This window comes from Flavobacterium sp. MFBS3-15 (assembly GCF_026107645.2).
Lineage (GTDB): Bacteria > Bacteroidota > Bacteroidia > Flavobacteriales > Flavobacteriaceae > Flavobacterium.
Window position 1 is genome coordinate 1 of sequence record NZ_JAPCHV010000014.1, and the last position, 15658, is coordinate 15658.

Sequence of the window (15658 nt, forward strand, 5' to 3'; positions counted from 1 at the left end):
GCAAGAATTTTTGCTGTGGTGAAACGTGAAACACCTTATGTAGATCTGATGAAATATGCTGCTTAAGAGCTAGTAAAAAATATGAAATTAAACTTGTTTAAGTCATAGAATACGCAAAGGTTTTTAAGATAGAAGAGGCCTCAAAGTTTATTCTGCTAAAGCAGAATTATATTAATTTCATGCAAAGGCGCGAAGACGTAAAGTGGGGGCCGCAAGAGATTCTTCGTTCAGAATGACAGGCGCGACTGACGTCCGAGTGAAGCTCGCGTGAGGGATAGAGGCGTCATCCTGCGGAGGCGGCACGCCCGAAAGATAGTTTCCACTCCTGCCCTTTAGTCCTCACCCTACCCTCTCCAAAGGAGAGGGAGCCGGGACGTAACACTCTTACCTAAAATCCCTGCCTTGATTTTTACGCGAAAAATTTAAGGCCAAGCTTCACTCATGAGCGGTTAACATTGTGTTTAATCGATATTTTAGCCAGCATGAGTGTAGCTGCTCCCCTCTCTTTTGGAGATGGGCCGGGGGTGAGGACAAAAAAACCACACAATCCTAAAACTATGTGGTCCTGTTATAATACGTTGCGCTTCAAATAAACAAATTAACGCATCAACCTATAAACTTTTTAGTAAGCAAGAAGCTCCTTCAGCGCCCCTTCAAACCTGCCTTTCGACAGGTACTGGTCTTCCAGCGCCTTGGTGAACGGTATGGCGCTCTCGAGGCTGCCTACGCGTTTCACAGGGCCGTCGAGGTACTCGAAGCATTCCTCCATGATCATGGCCGAGATGTCGCTGGCCACGCCGCCAAACAGCGTATCTTCCTGCAGTATGATGACCTTTCCGGTCTTCTTCACCGATTGGAATATCGTTTCCGTATCGAGCGGCTGCAGCGTGCGCAGGTCAATAAGGTCGGCTTTGATGTCGGGGTTCTTGTCCAGTGTTTCCAACGCCCAGTGTACGCCCGCGCCAAAGGAAATCACCGTTACGTCCTCCCCTTCCCTGAGCAGTGCTGCCTTGCCGAAAGGTATGGTGTAGTAATCTTTAGGCACGTCCTGGTAAGCGCTGCGGTAGAGCGCCTTATGCTCAAAGAACATCACCGGATTCGGGTCGTTGATGGCCGTCGCCAAAAGGCCCTTGGCATCATACGGGAACGCCGGGTACACCACCTTGAGGCCGGGGGTTTTGGTAAACCACGCCTCGTTGGTCTGTGAGTGGAACGGCCCCGCCTGAACGCCGGCACCGCAAGGCATACGCACTACCACGTCGGCGTTTTCCTGCCAGCGGTAATGCACCTTGGCCAGGTAGTTCACGATCGGGTTAAAGCCCGTCGATACGAAGTCGGCGAACTGCATCTCGATAACCGACTTGGCGCCGTTGATCGAAAGCCCCATGCCTGCCGACACTACGGCCGACTCGCATATTGGGGTGTTGCGCACGCGCTCCTTGCCGAACTGTGCCACAAAGCCGTCGGTGATCTTGAACGCCCCGCCATATTCGGCGATGTCCTGCCCCATGATCACGAGGTTGTCGTGGCGCTCCATCGACTGCCTCAGCCCCTGCTGGATGGCATCGATCATGCGTATGTTTTCCGTTTCCGGTGAAGGGTTAACCTCTTCATGCTGATACGGTTTGTAAACGTCATTTAATTCTTCGCTCAAACTGGCTTCAATGGCCGGTTCGGCGGAAGCCTGCTGGTAGTTCTCGTCGATTTCCTTTTTCAGTTCCGCGCGGATGGCAGCGTCGGCATCGTCGGTCAGCACGCCTTCGGCTTTCAGGAATTGGCGGTAGTTCTCCACCGGGTCCTTTACGGCCCAGGCATCCATCAGCTCCTGCGGCACATACTTGGTACCGCTCGCCTCCTCATGCCCGCGCATCCTGAAGGTCTTGAACTCCAGCAGCACCGGGCGCGGGTTTTCGCGCATCGATACGGCCAGCTCGTCCAGCTTCGTATATACCTCCAGTATATTATTCCCGTCGATGATGTGCGACTCCATGCCGTAGCCTATGCCTTTGTCGGCCAGGTTCTCGCAGCGGTACTGCTCGTTGGTTGGGGTCGAAAGGCCGTAGCCGTTGTTCTCGATGATGAACATTACCGGAAGTTCCCACACGGCGGCAATGTTGAGCGCCTCGTGGAAGTCGCCCTCGCTGGTAGCGCCCTCGCCGGTAAACACCGCGGTCACCTTACCCTCCTTGCGGAGCTTGTGCGCCAGCGCGATACCGTCGGCAACGCCAAGCTGCGGGCCCAGGTGCGATATCATCCCGATGATCTTGTACTCCTGCGTACCGAAGTGGAACGAGCGGTCGCGGCCCTTGGTAAAGCCGTTGGCCTTGCCCTGCCACTGCGAGAACAGGCGGTACAGCGGGATGTCGCGGCCGGTGAACACGCCCAGGTTGCGGTGCATGGGGAGGATGTACTCGTCCCTGTGCAGCACGGCGGCAACACCTACCGAGATGGCCTCCTGCCCTATGCCGGAGAACCATTTGGACACTTTGCCCTGGCGGATGAGGATAAGCATCTTCTCCTCAATGAGCCTTGGTTTTAATAATTTGGTATATAAATCGAGTAATTTCCCGTCGGATAACTGTTTTCTATCGAAATTCATCGCTGTTTTTTGAATAATCGTTAAAGCAGGTCAAAAGTAATAAAATAACAGGAAGTAGGTGAAAATGTTATGGGATTTTATTTTTGTTAAAATTGTAGGAGAATTTTTTGTAGGTTTATACTCGTCAGAATACTTACTTTTTATCAAAATTTCAAACTGCTAATATGAGAAAAATATTATTTGTACTAATAATAAACATATTTACGACTTTTTCGTATGGTCAAACTATTGAACAGAAAGCAAAAGTTTTTTTAGACAAGTTTAATAAAATGAATAATACCGAAAAGCGCATAGCAAGTAACTTACTCGTATCAGAATTAAACGCAATGGATCCTGAAACGAAAGGGCGATGGCTGTCAGCATTGGGATTCGGAAAAGAAAATAAAGAAAACGTAAAAAAAATATATCCAAAACCATGGACAATTGAGGAGGTTGAAAAAGAGGTCTTAAAAAAAGTTCATTTTGAATTAATTGAAGGTTCATTTATGGAGATGGGATATGATAAATCCAATCTTAATATTTTAGAACTAAAAATTATTAAAAAAATCAGCAATAAAGACTTGGCAGCATCTTATAATAACAATTTGCAAAAAGAAATTGATTCGATTGAGCAATTGATAAGTGATGAAAAAGCAGAGCGTACAAAAATAAAAGAAAAAATCCCGGAAGGCTATGCTGAACGTTATTGGCCTGATGATGAATGGGATGAGAATGGAAAAAAAATCAAGGACACATTAAAACCTCATTATAAGAGATTTCTATATTTAACCGATAATATAAAAACAAATATTAGAAAGTTGCCAGAAATGAAAGATAGTTTTGCAAAAGGTATAATAAATGAAATAGATTGGGAGGATGAAACAATTTCACATTTTTTAGTTGAAGCAATATTACAAGAAAAGGACGAATTGGATGATGCAAAAATACATGTGATGATAATTGCTGATTATAAACCCTATGACTTTTCAAAAAATGATTTCGAGCAGTTTATTTATGCTCGTCTTGTAGAATATGAAAAAGCCGAAGATCAATTTTATAGTCCATATTAACCTCCACCGCTAGCGCGAACTTCCAGTTCGTGACGGGCTGAGTGAGCACAACAACTATGAAAAAAATTACCCTACTAATCATCCTCGCTTTCCTGCTGGCGTCCTGTTCTCAGCACGAGTGCCAGTTATTCGATTACGGGGAAACCAGGATTGATACGCTGGACTATCAGGGCTATCGCCTTTTTACTGATGGCAGCGATACTGTGATGGTGGAGTTCCGGAATTTCGATGCTTACGAAACAGAGAAAAGTACAGGCGGTTTTGCGGCAAAGGGTGAATGTAAAAATGGCTTTAGTACCGAGGTTGTATGCAATACGCTAAAGAGCAGCTTCTGGATGCACTTTTTAAGGACGGATGAAGGCTATCTGTTCCGTATGAATACACCTCATGATAAACATACTGAAGAACTGCATTTTTCGTGGAAGGGCGAAATCGGGGTGAAACTAACAGGCCACTACGGCTTTACCGGTAAAAACAGTCCGATGGATAACATTTATATCAGCGATGGGGAACTCGTCGGCTTTTCAGTCGATACTACAAAAATATGGAGACGGGTTGATTCCACTCGCTAACGCGAGCTTCGGGCTCGTGCCGGACTGAGTAAGCAAATAGGCATCATTTTCCCTTATCATTCTTAAACCTGCCATCAAAAGCGAGCCGTTGTTCTGATATTACCATTATTTTTTTAGCATCGGGATGATTTGGATTAATAAGGTAATTGTATTCCTGCGGTACGATGGCGCTCGGTACTTTTAATACCGCTGCCTCATTTTGCCGTACAAAATCATCACCGATAAACTGTGTTTCAAGGGCAGGCGGCTTAGCATCCCAGTTTTCGGGAAGGGCGTCTTCAGGCAACTCCATGATAATAATGTCATCAGGAATTTCAACCTCCACATAAAACCTGTCTGTAGGAAGGTCTTTTGTCAGGTCCAGGTGTACCGAAACTTCCAGCATGGCAAGCGCGCGCGATTCGGCAGTATACACCATGCAAGTGTTTAGGCTGTTCCAGCGGTAGCCCTCTGTCATAGATGCACCCGTGCCTGTTAATGTGGTTGGCAGGTATTTTTCCCGCTCGATCCTGTAAACCCGCATCAGGCCAGGTTGCCAAATTCAAGCCTGTTAAGGCTGTTCTTCACTTCCTGTATCCCTGTTACCGAATCCAGCAGGCTTTCCGGCGTGTTGCCTCCAAGTGATGTGTTCGGTTTCTTCATCCACCTTTGGAACTTATCTTCTTCACCGTTAAACACCCGTTTACCAAAATCAATAAGTTCGGTCAGTAGCAAAATGATCTCACTTTCACGCTGGCCGAGCAGCGATTTTTCCCTTCGTTTTTTATTATAAGTGGTTTGTGGCAACCCAAAGATATGCAGTACATCTTTTACAGGCATATTGATACTACTGCCAATCACTTCAATGGCAGCGTAAGGCACACCACCCCTCATAATACTTACACGCTCCATTTTGGAAGTCCAGCTATACACTTTCCCTTCGGAAACGAGCTTCCATACAGGAAGCCCTGCTTTTACTTTTCCGGCGCGCTCAACGCTTTTTGCGGGATTGAAGATCTTTCTCTTTTTTTCAGTTTTCATGCAACAACATATTTACTGCTAATATACAACACATTTGTTACATTAGTACAATATTTTACAATTTAATTTTTTTTATATCTAAAGGCGACACAAAAAAATATATACCTTAGCCACACCAACTAATCAATTACACAAAATGAAAAAATTCGCTTTCCTCCTGCTGCTGGTTTCGTTTACCCTGCAGGCTAAATTTTACGAGGCAACAGTTCACATGACAGATGGCACTTCCAGATCCGGGTTTGCCGAGGCACCGGGCCACAAAGATTCCACACTAAAATTCAGGGCTTCCAAAGACGGCGATACCGAGAAAATCGAGAGCAGCCTCATCAGTACGGTCGACATCACTTTTGATAAGAAGACCGAAACGTTCTTCTGCGTTTATCCTGCCGTACAGACGAAAAAAGGCCCGAAAAAGGAAAGCAAGAAAAGATGGTTCGGCAGCGTGTACCAGGGCAAGACCAACTTCCTGTACATCTCGCTGGAAGGGAACATTGCTACCAGCACACCGGGAATGTATTACTACCTGCACACGCCGGGCGACGACTACACGATCAGCTTCCTGTTCGAGCTGTACGGCAACCAGAAAGTGGTGGGCGAAGAGAAAATGTACAAGAGAATGATCGAGGCCCATTTCCCTGACCGTTGCCCGGTTTTGGTGGAAAAAAGCAAGTCGGGAGAATTCAAGACCAAGGACATTAATGAAGTGATCGCTTTCTTTGAAGAAAACTGCGAGTAGCAACAATGGCCACAGAAGCCCAAATCCATAACTACCTTTCTTCCCTCCCCGAGGCGAAACGCAGCGACATGCAAACCCTTCACGACCGCTTCCTGCACCTCCTTCCGGGAGGCAGGCTGTGGTTCCTGGATGGCCGGAACGATGAGGGCAAGGTGGTTTCGAACCCCAACATCGGCTATGGGGAAATTACCATAAAATATGCGGACGGGTCGTCAAAGGAGTTCTTCAGGATTGGCCTGAGCGCTAACACCGCGGGGATATCGGTTTACGTGATGGGCCTTGAGGACAAAGAGTACCTGCGCAACACCCTCGGCGGCAGGCTGGGCAAAGCTACGATTACAGGGTACTGCATCAAATTCAAAAAACTGGCGGATATTAACAGGAGTGTACTGGAGGAAGTGATTATCCCCCGACTCATATAAAGGGACCATTCGTGTCCGGCAACACTCAAATAAGATGATTGTGAATTTGTAAGAATTATAATTTACAATTTCTTTTATCTATCCATTTTACTTACAAAAAAAAGTGTTATACAGTGTTTCCGCCCCTCCGGCGGAAACTGTTGTTTATGGCTTGTCCACAAGTCAAACATCTCGCTGAACACGCAGCAAAACCTAACCTTCTGGCTTGGGAGGCATTAACGGAACGCGTGTTAATTAAAGGTAAATAATATGAAAATACCAGAAATTCCACGTTAAAGTCATAACAATTTATTGATAATTTGCAGGAAAAAAGTTAACTTTTGATTTGTCAGAACAATAAATTAATTTGTAAGTTTATCCTGTAAGAAAATGACATGAAAACCTAGGCTCTCCCCAAATTTTGAGCTTGGGAACAAAAGGCCGAAAACTGTATTTTAAGAGCAACCGTTACAGTCCACGCCTTACTATTGCCGCCCCAAAACGATACTGTATTATTAGTTTTATTGAAGGCCTGACAAAAATCAGGCGCTATTGATAATTTTATTATTGCAAAAACTAATTATGCACAAAATCTGGAACACCCTGCACACTGTTGCCGTTGTCGGCACTGTAGTCGTATTAGTAACGTTTGTTGTGTCCCCGTTTGCGGGATGCGAGGCCGAAACGAGTGATTTTAATCCTCCTTTGGCTTCAGCCAACAAAATTGCGCACACACCGCCACCTTTTGACACATTGAAGTTTCATGCTTTCGACAAAATGTTCTTTGGCGACAAAAGTACCTCCTACAAGAAGTACCACATCATCGACAAAATGAAATATTCGGTTTCGTGTACCAAGGAGCTTCCCGATGGCAGGGTATACAGCCTGCTTTTGGTTGGCGATACCAAAATAGACAATACCGAAAATGCAGAAACGGTGCTTGAGGGGATCAAGAATATCATCACTGTGAAATATCCCAACTATGATATACTTCACCAGTACTACTTTATAAAAGACCCAAAAGAACGCGAAAGAAACCAGGCCTGTTTTTCATTGCGTGATAAGTTAAGGTACAACGAATACCATATTGGCACCTGCTATGAATATGCCGGATACAAGTGGGACCTTGAAAACAAACACATCCAGGTGGGGTATTTCATCAACCAGGGGTCGAAAGATGCAGGCCCTTTAATGAACGACCCACGCACCTATACAATGTATATCGAAATCACGAGTAAGATACTCGAGCAATTGGTACCTGAAAATGAAAACCCTGACCTAAGGAGGAAAATGGAAGCAAGCAAGTTCTAATCCACCCTTTTAGAAATAGACATAAAGCACAAAAAATCCCTCGATTGAGGGATTTCGTTATTAAGGCTTCTCGACTGCGCTCGAAGTGACAAGAGACTATGGTTATTGCTTAAAAAACAAATATCGGCCTTTCGCTCATCATGTCGTTCACTTCGTCGGCGATCTGCTCGAGGTTTTCCTCGTTGGTGTGGTCCACAATTACACGGTCGATGAAGTCAACGATGGTTTCCATGTCGGCTTCTACAAGCCCGCGGGTTGTTACTGCTGCCGTACCTACACGGATGCCGGAGGTTACAAACGGCGACTTATCATCGAACGGCACCATGTTCTTGTTTACCGTGATTTCTGCCTTTACCAGTGCATTCTCGGCTTCCTTGCCCGAAATGCCTTTGTTCCTAAGGTCGATAAGCATCATGTGGTTATCGGTGCCGCCGGAAATGATGTCATACCCGCGGTTTACGAACGCCGCAGCCATAGCCTTGGCATTTTTCTGCACCTGCATCGCATAACGGAAGAACTCATCCGACAGTGCCTCCCCGAATGCTACTGCCTTGGCAGCGATGATGTGCTCCAGCGGCCCGCCCTGGTTGCCCGGGAATACAGCGCCGTCCAGTAGCGACGACATCATGCGGATCTCGCCCTTCGGTGTTTTAAGCCCAAACGGGTTTTCGAAGTCCCTGCCCATCATGATCATCCCGCCGCGTGGCCCGCGAAGGGTTTTGTGCGTAGTGGTTGTAACAATGTGGCAATGTGGTATAGGGTCGTTCATCAGCCCTTTGGCGATAAGCCCGGCAGGGTGCGCGATGTCGGCCATCAGTAGTGCGCCTACGCTGTCGGCAATTTCGCGGAAGCGTTTAAAGTCCATGTCGCGCGAGTAGGCCGAAGCACCCGCTATGATCAGCTGTGGCTTCTCCTGTTCGGCTATTTCCTGTATCTTGTCGTAGTTGAGGCGGCCTGTCTCCTTCTCTACCCCATAAAATACGGGATTGTAGAGCTTGCCCGAAAAATTAACCGGCGAACCGTGCGTAAGGTGCCCGCCATGCGAAAGGTCGAAACCCAATATCTTGTCGCCTGGTTTCAATACCGCGGCAAAAACAGCAGTGTTGGCCTGAGACCCCGAGTGCGGCTGCACGTTCACATAATCGGCACCGAAAAGCGCTTTGGCCCTGTCGATGGCAATCTGCTCGATAACGTCCACCACCTCGCAGCCGCCGTAGTAGCGCCTGCCCGGGTAGCCCTCGGCATATTTGTTGGTCAGTATGGAACCTGCGGCTTCCAGCACCTGGTCGCTCACAAAATTTTCTGATGCAATTAGTTCAAGTCCGTGTATCTGCCTGTCCTGTTCTTCCAGGATAAGGTCGAAAATTTGTTCGTCGCGTTGCATTTTATAATTTTTCGTTAATTTGCCGTCAAAAATACAAAAAACGTTTGGTAAAACGACGGGGGAAACTATATTTGACAATTCAATAAAACAAATAAAACACATATCCATACTATGCCTATAACAGCAAATGACCCATCCCGTAAATCCTGGCTGGACGTACCCAAAGACAGCGATTTCCCTATACAGAACATCCCCTTTGGCGTGTTCATCACCAAAGACGATGTTGTAACCATAGGCACACGGATTGGCGATTATGCCATCGACCTGGGCGCAATGCAGCAGCTGAACTACTTTGAAGGCATCGAGCTGACCGACGACATGTTCATGCAGGACACGCTGAACGACTTCATATCCGATGGGAAAAAGACCTGGAGGCTGGTGCGCAACCGCATAGCCGAACTGTTTGATGCCAACAATGACGAACTGAAAAACAACGAAAACCACAAAGCCATCATCATCTTTAATATAGAAGATGTAGAGATGCAGCTTCCTGTGCTTATTGGCGACTATACCGACTTTTATTCGAGCCGCGAGCACGCCACCAATGTAGGCATCATGTTCCGCGACCCGGAGAACGCGCTGCTGCCCAACTGGCTGCACCTGCCTGTGGGCTACCACGGAAGGTCGTCTACCATTGTGCCTTCGGGCATACCGGTGCACAGGCCGATGGGCCAGACACTGCCGCCGGGTACCGACAAGCCGGTTTTCGGGCCGTCGCGCCTGGTAGACTTTGAGCTGGAAATGGCGTTCATCACTACCGATGCCAACGTAATGGGCGAATCGATACCGGTTGAGGAAGCCGAGGAGCATATCTTCGGGATGGTGCTGTTCAACGACTGGAGCGCGCGCGACATCCAGAAATGGGAATACGTGCCGCTGGGGCCGTTCCTTGCCAAGAACTTCGCCTCGTCGATGTCGCCGTGGATCGTGACCATGGATGCCCTGGAGCCTTTCCGTACCGAAGGGCCGGCGCAAACCGAACCGCAACCGCTGGAATACCTGCAGCAGCAGGGTGCGCACGCGTTCGACATTAAGCTACAGGTGGCCATAGAGCCGGAAGGCGGCGAAGAGACGGTGATTTCGAACTCGAACTTTAAATACATGTACTGGAGCATGGCCCAGCAGCTGGCGCACCACACCGTAAACGGATGCCGCGTGAACAGCGGGGACCTGATGGGCAGCGGCACCATATCCGGCCCGACGCCGGACAGCTACGGCTCGATGCTGGAGCTTACGTGGGGCGGCAAGAACCCCATCACCCTGAAAGACGGCACCGAACGCAAGTTCATCAATGACGGCGACAGCGTAATCATGCGCGGCTACTGTGAGAACGACGATGTGCGGATTGGTTTTGGCGAGGTATGCAGTAAGTTGCTACCGCCTTATAAGAAATAGATCTAAAAATGTAAAAGCCCCGGAAGGGGCTTTTTTTGTGGGCTTAATTTATTAGTGATAAATTTCCAAACTTTTGCGGGAATTACCTGTTTTTGTAAAACAGGTAATTTTACTTACCATAAATCAAAATAAAATTTTATTATTTGCACCGTTAAATAATTTATATAATTAGCTTTAAATATTTATATTTTTAAGCAAATATCTGATATGGAGATCATCAACTTCCAAAAAGTAGATTTAAGCACATATAAAAAATCATTTGATTGTAATGTATACAGCATTCACGTGAAGATAAACGACGTTAAAGGTAGTGCTGATGATATGATAAATATAATATCTGATTTAAGTTGGATTGAAAAACTAGGTGCAGTTGAGAAAAAGACATTTAAAGCTAATTCTGAAAAAACAGTTAAAAAACTTGTTGAAGACATTTTCAAAAAGATTGACTCAAAGGTAACATCAGATTTCGGAGAATATTTAATATCAGATATGGCAGGAAACGCATTACAGAAAGTACATGCACACATAAAGTTTCCAATTGCTGAATTATGGAAATCTAAGGTCACCGGAAATGATGGTTTTGATTTTCATACAGAAAGTCATACAAATTTAATTTGTTTTGGAGAAGCCAAATACAATTCGAATTCTAATCCATACTCAGCAGCTTTACAGCAAGTAAATGGATTTATAAAAGCAAAAAAGGATGATTCTGAGTTATTACAACTACAACCATTTTGTACTAGTGGCTGTATTGACAATTATATAAATAATAATCGCAAAGCTTATATTCTTGCATTTTCACTCAATACAAAAAATTCGAAGTTAGTTTTTAAAAACCTCATTAAAAGCATTGAGATTGACGAGTTATTTACTTTTCCTGAACTATACATTATTGGAATAGAAATATGAGAATAGCTAACTTAATTAATCCAAGCTCTGATATAAATAATACTATTGTTGGAATCTTAGACAGACTTCATGCAAATGGTCCTATATCATTAGAAGATTTAGAATCATTAGCCTATATTAAAAAGTTTCACGAGAATGTATTTACTTTATATGAAAGTAAAGTAATATATCTGCTTGGACTATTTTATAAAGTAAATGCACCAAATAGTATTTTAGAGGAAGTCTATGATATATTTGCGAAAAGTATTATATCAGAAACCGGCAAACCCTTTACACCAGTTCAAGCCGATGCATACAAGCACATTGAGAAGAAAATATTTTTTTCATTTTCTGCCCCTACTAGTGCTGGAAAATCATTCCTTTTCAGAGAGTTAATTAAAAGTGCAAAAGGAGATATTATAATTATAGTACCATCAAGAGCTCTTATAGCAGAATACATCAAAGTGATTAAATCTGATATTTTAAGAAATGTAAATGAGGTTTTAGTTCTACAGTTTATAGAAGATATTAATAAGGCCAAAACCACTCGCCGAGTTTATATTGTTACTCCGGAAAGAGGCAAAGATTTGTTTAAATACTTGGACAATTTTAATATAGAGCTATTCCTCTTTGATGAAGCCCAAATATCTGAAGAACCTATAAGAGGCTTAACATTTGATGCTTTTGTAAGACGTGTACATCGATATTTACCGCATGCTAAAAAAGTATTCACACATCCGTTTATTGACAATCCAAATGCTCAACTACAAAAACATAATTTTACTATTAACGCTGCCTCGAAAACTTATGAACAAAACGCTGTTGGCAAAATATTTTTATCATATAATAACGGTGAATTTAGCTTTTTTTCACCTTATTCAAATACTACAAAATCACATAGAGTAAATAATCATGTTGATGAAGTTGAACAAATACTTAAAAATAAAGGAAATGTCCTGATTTATATAGCAAAGTCAAAAATCTACAGTGGCGAATATTTGGATATTTTCAAGAAATACATTGATTTATGCCCACCAATTATTAATTCAGCAGCATTATCATTAATAAATGACTTAAGAGAATATATTGGTGCGTCAAAATATCATTCTAGAAATCATTCAATAATGATTGATTTAATTGAAAAGGGGATTGTTATTCATCATGGATCCATACCATTAAAAGCTCGACTAATTATTGAAGACTTTGTAAATAAAAATTTTGCAAGAATATGTTTTGCTACCTCTACCTTGATACAAGGCATAAATATGCCATTCGATATCGTATGGATTGATAATTTTAGATTTGAGGGTAGCGATGATCAAAAAAACTTAAATTTAAAAAATCTTATTGGTAGAGCGGGAAGAACAACTACAAAAAAAAATCTTTTTGACTTTGGGTATGTGATAATTAAAGAAAGTAGTTTATCAAAATTCTGTAATAGAATGCAAAACAAAGCAATGCTAAAAACTACATCCCTCCTAGAAAGTGATATTTCCGATATACCTGACGATCAAAAAGACTTAGTTACAGCAATAAAAAACGATACTTTCAATAATGAACTCAACATTACAAATGAACAAATAGAACGGTTAAATAAATCAAACATTGATAATCATATAAAAATTATACTTGACGGTATGCTCATAAATAAAAGGGCATTAAAAGCCAGCGAATATTATGATTTAGGACAAAAAAAACGGGAAGAAATAAAATTGGCTTTTAAAAATATATTTTTAGCACATTTAAGAAAAGACATTCTAACAAAAGCTGAACAAATTATATTAAGCACTTCTATTCCAATCTTATTATGGCAAATACAAGGAAAATCATTTCGAGAAATTGTATCGTTAAGATTAGCATATTTATCTCAGGAGAAGGAAAGAAAGAAAATTCAATCTGACCTAAAAAAAGGAAATATATCAAAGAAAGAAGCAAAAAATCTATTAAAAAAGTTATTTATTAAAAGATCGAATATTGCGACTTCACTACCCGACTCTAATGCTTCAAGTGCTACACTTTTTAAAAATGATACTCCTGTTTCTAAAATTCAATATGATTTAGTCGTTTTTGATACTTATGATTATATAGATAAAGTTATTTCTTTATCATTATCTGATCCATTATCAGCAGCATTTCAATTATATTACGAAAAAACAAATGATGAAAGAGCAATATATATGAAAAACTATATTAAATATGGAACTAATGATTTGACCGAAATTTGGCTTTTAAAATATGGCTTTAGTTTTGAAGAGATTGAAGAGATTCGCCCATATATCATTAGCATTGATGAAAATAGCATAAAATTTAATCCTTTTATTAATCTCGTAAATAGAAGAATAAAAAGGATTATTGAACGATATATCTAAGTTGAATAATTTTTCTTTTACAACTAACTTGTACCACTAACATTTGCTTAGTAGTCGTAAAGTATGTCTCCAAATCCTCACCCGTACCCCTCAAATTCTAAATAACATCCTCCATCCACGTAATTTCTCATGGCTAAAAAGGCAGCTTTGCTACATTTACTGCAAAAAACAAGCATGAAAAAAATTACCTTACTAGCACTACTGCTTTCGGGCATGGCCGCCGGCGCACAGGAATTCCAGTGGGTGCGCACCCCCGGCTCTACGGTAAACTTCAATCCTGACATGGTGGGGTACTCCTCTGCCGCCGATGCTTCGGGCAACATTTATTTTACCGGCTTTGCGGGCGAGCCTTATGCCTACAACGACATGATGGGCAACCTGTACTTCAACAAATATGACAGCAACGGAGGGTTGGTATTTTCTACCGTGATTGGCGGGAAAGCCTGCAACCACAACATGGTAACCGACTCGCAGGGCAACGTGATCCTGTCGCTGGGCTATGTGGGCAACATTACGATGGACGGCACTACCCTATCCACAACCGACCAGGGCGACCAGTTTGTACTGGCAAAATTCAGTCCGCAGGGCACGCTGCTGTGGCACAAGCCAATAACCACCGCGGAGGAGTTTACATGGACCTCAGAAATGAATGGCCTTACCGTGGATGCCAACGACAACATTTACATCGGCTACGGCAACTTCATGGACAGCTTCATCGACAAATATTCGCCCGATGGCGCAAAGCTGCTTTCGGTTGCAAACGAGAATGTGAGCCGCATCACCTCGGTAAGCATTGACAGCGAGGGTAACATCTATGCTGCCGGCTCGTGCGCCGAATTCAATGCTTTCTTTAGTGGTGTTTCTGTACCTACCGACATGCAATACAACACATTCGTCATAAAATACTCCCCTCAGGGCGCATACCAGTGGGTCAGGTTTGTAGAGGACATCACCTGCCCTGCGCCCCAGGTGGTGGCACGCACGCCCAATGAGGTCTATTTCAGCTCTTACCTTTTCGGTTCCTTTGAATTTGGCACCACCACTACCGAAGGGCCGCTGGATGGCATGTTTGATGACTTTTTCCTGGCTAAGCTTGATGCTTCCGGCAACTACCAGTGGGTGCGGGAGGTGTTGGGCAATGGCAGTGCTGCACAGGGTAACAGGAATTTTTTGGCCCTTGATACCGACGGCAACGTGTACTTTACCGGCTTTACCACAGGGACAATAAATTGGGGTAACGGCATTACGACAGTAAGCTCGCCCATGAACAGGGATGCCATTGTATTGAAATACAATCCGGAAGGTACTGTAATGTTAGCAAAAACTGCCGGCGGCACAGGCTATGACAATGCGGCCGGCATCTCGCTCGACACCTCCGGTAACATCTACCTGACGGGCATGGTTAATGGGCCGGCAGCGTTTGATGAGTTGGAAATTACAGGCGACGGGCAGTTTAACTACATCCCCTACCTTGCAAAGCTGTCCAACACCACTATGGGCGGCAGGGACATAGGGGCAAACGGCATATTCCTGTATCCCAATCCTGCTTCGGGCCAGGTTTTCCTTGAGGGCATCAATGGCACTGCAAGCGGGGCTATCTTTAATGCCATCGGACAGCAGGTCATGGCTTTTGAAACGGACGGCACATCGCCCATTACTATTGACCAGCTCCCATCGGGTATGTATCTTTTGAAGGTGTCTGGGGGGGCAGCGGTGCGATTTGTAAAGCGCTGAAACACATGACTATTAATATTAAATTAATATAACAAATACTGAAGCCTGTGTGATTATTTTGTAATTGTAAAGTATTTTTTAATAAAAAATAGCCTACTTTTGGGGGCTATTTTTTTTATGCCTGCATAGTAACGGGACACGGGGTGCAACTCTTAAATAGAGGTTAATCTTTTAATAAATGTTACTTAAGGGCAAAACAC

At 43.8% G+C, this 15658-nt stretch carries 13 protein-coding genes; 9 read left to right on the plus strand and 4 right to left on the minus strand.

Annotation, left to right across the window (positions count from 1 at the left end):
* Nucleotides 1-622 precede the first annotated feature (622 nt).
* Entirely contained in the window at nucleotides 623-2599 is a 1977-nt protein-coding gene (locus OGH69_RS12725) for an alpha-ketoacid dehydrogenase subunit alpha/beta (RefSeq protein ID WP_265174861.1), read from the minus strand.
* 164 nt (nucleotides 2600-2763) lie between these two features.
* On the opposite strand from OGH69_RS12725, the gene OGH69_RS12730 reads away from it, so the two are divergent.
* Both OGH69_RS12730 and OGH69_RS12735 read left to right on the plus strand, forming a co-directional pair.
* Nucleotides 2764-3648: a hypothetical protein gene (locus tag OGH69_RS12730; RefSeq protein WP_265174862.1), complete on the plus strand. Its 885-nt coding sequence runs from the start codon at nucleotides 2764-2766 to the stop codon at nucleotides 3646-3648.
* 56 nt (nucleotides 3649-3704) lie between these two features.
* Complete coding sequence (locus tag OGH69_RS12735; protein ID WP_265174863.1) at nucleotides 3705-4220, plus strand: hypothetical protein; 516 nt, start codon at nucleotides 3705-3707, stop codon at nucleotides 4218-4220.
* Between the two features lie 43 nt (nucleotides 4221-4263).
* Here the strand turns inward: OGH69_RS12735 and OGH69_RS12740 are convergent, their stop codons facing one another.
* Nucleotides 4264-4743, minus strand: coding sequence for an RES family NAD+ phosphorylase (locus OGH69_RS12740; RefSeq protein ID WP_265174864.1), 480 nt, complete (start codon nucleotides 4741-4743; stop codon nucleotides 4264-4266).
* On the minus strand, nucleotides 4743-5240 hold the full coding sequence (locus tag OGH69_RS12745) for an MbcA/ParS/Xre antitoxin family protein (RefSeq protein WP_265174865.1): 498 nt from the start codon (nucleotides 5238-5240) through the stop codon (nucleotides 4743-4745). Before OGH69_RS12745 ends, OGH69_RS12740 begins: the two co-directional genes overlap by 1 nt.
* A gap of 136 nt (nucleotides 5241-5376) precedes the next feature.
* Between OGH69_RS12745 and OGH69_RS12750 the strand changes: the two genes are divergently transcribed.
* From OGH69_RS12750 to OGH69_RS12760, 3 genes are all read left to right on the plus strand, one after another.
* Nucleotides 5377-5976 carry a hypothetical protein gene (locus OGH69_RS12750; RefSeq protein ID WP_265174866.1) on the plus strand — a complete coding sequence of 200 codons (600 nt, stop codon included), beginning with the start codon at nucleotides 5377-5379 and terminating at the stop codon, nucleotides 5974-5976.
* A gap of 5 nt (nucleotides 5977-5981) precedes the next feature.
* The gene (locus OGH69_RS12755; protein ID WP_265174867.1) at nucleotides 5982-6398 is read left to right on the plus strand and encodes a DUF1801 domain-containing protein; all 417 of its coding nucleotides are present in this window, start codon (nucleotides 5982-5984) and stop codon (nucleotides 6396-6398) included.
* 561 nt (nucleotides 6399-6959) lie between these two features.
* Complete coding sequence (locus OGH69_RS12760; protein ID WP_265174868.1) at nucleotides 6960-7688, plus strand: hypothetical protein; 729 nt, start codon at nucleotides 6960-6962, stop codon at nucleotides 7686-7688.
* Nucleotides 7689-7797: 109 nt separating this feature from the next.
* Here OGH69_RS12760 and glyA read toward each other — a convergent pair whose 3' ends face one another.
* Entirely contained in the window at nucleotides 7798-9072 is a 1275-nt protein-coding gene (glyA, locus tag OGH69_RS12765) for a serine hydroxymethyltransferase (protein WP_265174869.1), read from the minus strand.
* 111 nt (nucleotides 9073-9183) lie between these two features.
* Between glyA and fahA the strand changes: the two genes are divergently transcribed.
* The 4 genes from fahA to OGH69_RS12785 all read left to right on the plus strand — a co-directional run bounded on the left by fahA (nucleotide 9184) and on the right by OGH69_RS12785 (nucleotide 15458).
* Entirely contained in the window at nucleotides 9184-10467 is a 1284-nt protein-coding gene (fahA, locus tag OGH69_RS12770; protein WP_265174870.1) for a fumarylacetoacetase, read from the plus strand.
* 207 nt (nucleotides 10468-10674) lie between these two features.
* Nucleotides 10675-11376, plus strand: a complete 702-nt coding sequence (locus OGH69_RS12775; protein WP_265174871.1) for a Hachiman antiphage defense system protein HamA — start codon at nucleotides 10675-10677, stop codon at nucleotides 11374-11376.
* Nucleotides 11373-13724, plus strand: a complete 2352-nt coding sequence (locus OGH69_RS12780) for a DEAD/DEAH box helicase (protein ID WP_265174872.1) — start codon at nucleotides 11373-11375, stop codon at nucleotides 13722-13724. The genes OGH69_RS12775 and OGH69_RS12780 overlap by 4 nt, the downstream gene beginning before the upstream one ends.
* Before the next feature lie 174 nt (nucleotides 13725-13898).
* The gene (locus OGH69_RS12785) at nucleotides 13899-15458 is read left to right on the plus strand and encodes a T9SS type A sorting domain-containing protein (protein WP_265174873.1); all 1560 of its coding nucleotides are present in this window, start codon (nucleotides 13899-13901) and stop codon (nucleotides 15456-15458) included.
* Nucleotides 15459-15658: the final 200 nt, after the last annotated feature.

Excerpts from the sequence above, each read along its gene's own strand:
- OGH69_RS12755 (WP_265174867.1), top strand. The coding sequence starts at position 5,982 with ATGGCCACAGAAGCCCAAATCCATAACTACCTTTCTTCCCTCCCCGAG.
- OGH69_RS12740 (WP_265174864.1), bottom strand. The coding sequence starts at position 4,743 with ATGCGGGTTTACAGGATCGAGCGGGAAAAATACCTGCCAACCACATTA.
- OGH69_RS12735 (WP_265174863.1), top strand. The coding sequence starts at position 3,705 with ATGAAAAAAATTACCCTACTAATCATCCTCGCTTTCCTGCTGGCGTCC.
- fahA (WP_265174870.1), top strand. The coding sequence starts at position 9,184 with ATGCCTATAACAGCAAATGACCCATCCCGTAAATCCTGGCTGGACGTA.
- OGH69_RS12725 (WP_265174861.1), bottom strand. The coding sequence starts at position 2,599 with ATGAATTTCGATAGAAAACAGTTATCCGACGGGAAATTACTCGATTTA.
- glyA (WP_265174869.1), bottom strand. The coding sequence starts at position 9,072 with ATGCAACGCGACGAACAAATTTTCGACCTTATCCTGGAAGAACAGGAC.
- OGH69_RS12745 (WP_265174865.1), bottom strand. The coding sequence starts at position 5,240 with ATGAAAACTGAAAAAAAGAGAAAGATCTTCAATCCCGCAAAAAGCGTT.
- OGH69_RS12760 (WP_265174868.1), top strand. The coding sequence starts at position 6,960 with ATGCACAAAATCTGGAACACCCTGCACACTGTTGCCGTTGTCGGCACT.
- OGH69_RS12785 (WP_265174873.1), top strand. The coding sequence starts at position 13,899 with ATGAAAAAAATTACCTTACTAGCACTACTGCTTTCGGGCATGGCCGCC.
- OGH69_RS12750 (WP_265174866.1), top strand. The coding sequence starts at position 5,377 with ATGAAAAAATTCGCTTTCCTCCTGCTGCTGGTTTCGTTTACCCTGCAG.
- OGH69_RS12730 (WP_265174862.1), top strand. The coding sequence starts at position 2,764 with ATGAGAAAAATATTATTTGTACTAATAATAAACATATTTACGACTTTT.
- OGH69_RS12775 (WP_265174871.1), top strand. The coding sequence starts at position 10,675 with ATGGAGATCATCAACTTCCAAAAAGTAGATTTAAGCACATATAAAAAA.
- OGH69_RS12780 (WP_265174872.1), top strand. The coding sequence starts at position 11,373 with ATGAGAATAGCTAACTTAATTAATCCAAGCTCTGATATAAATAATACT.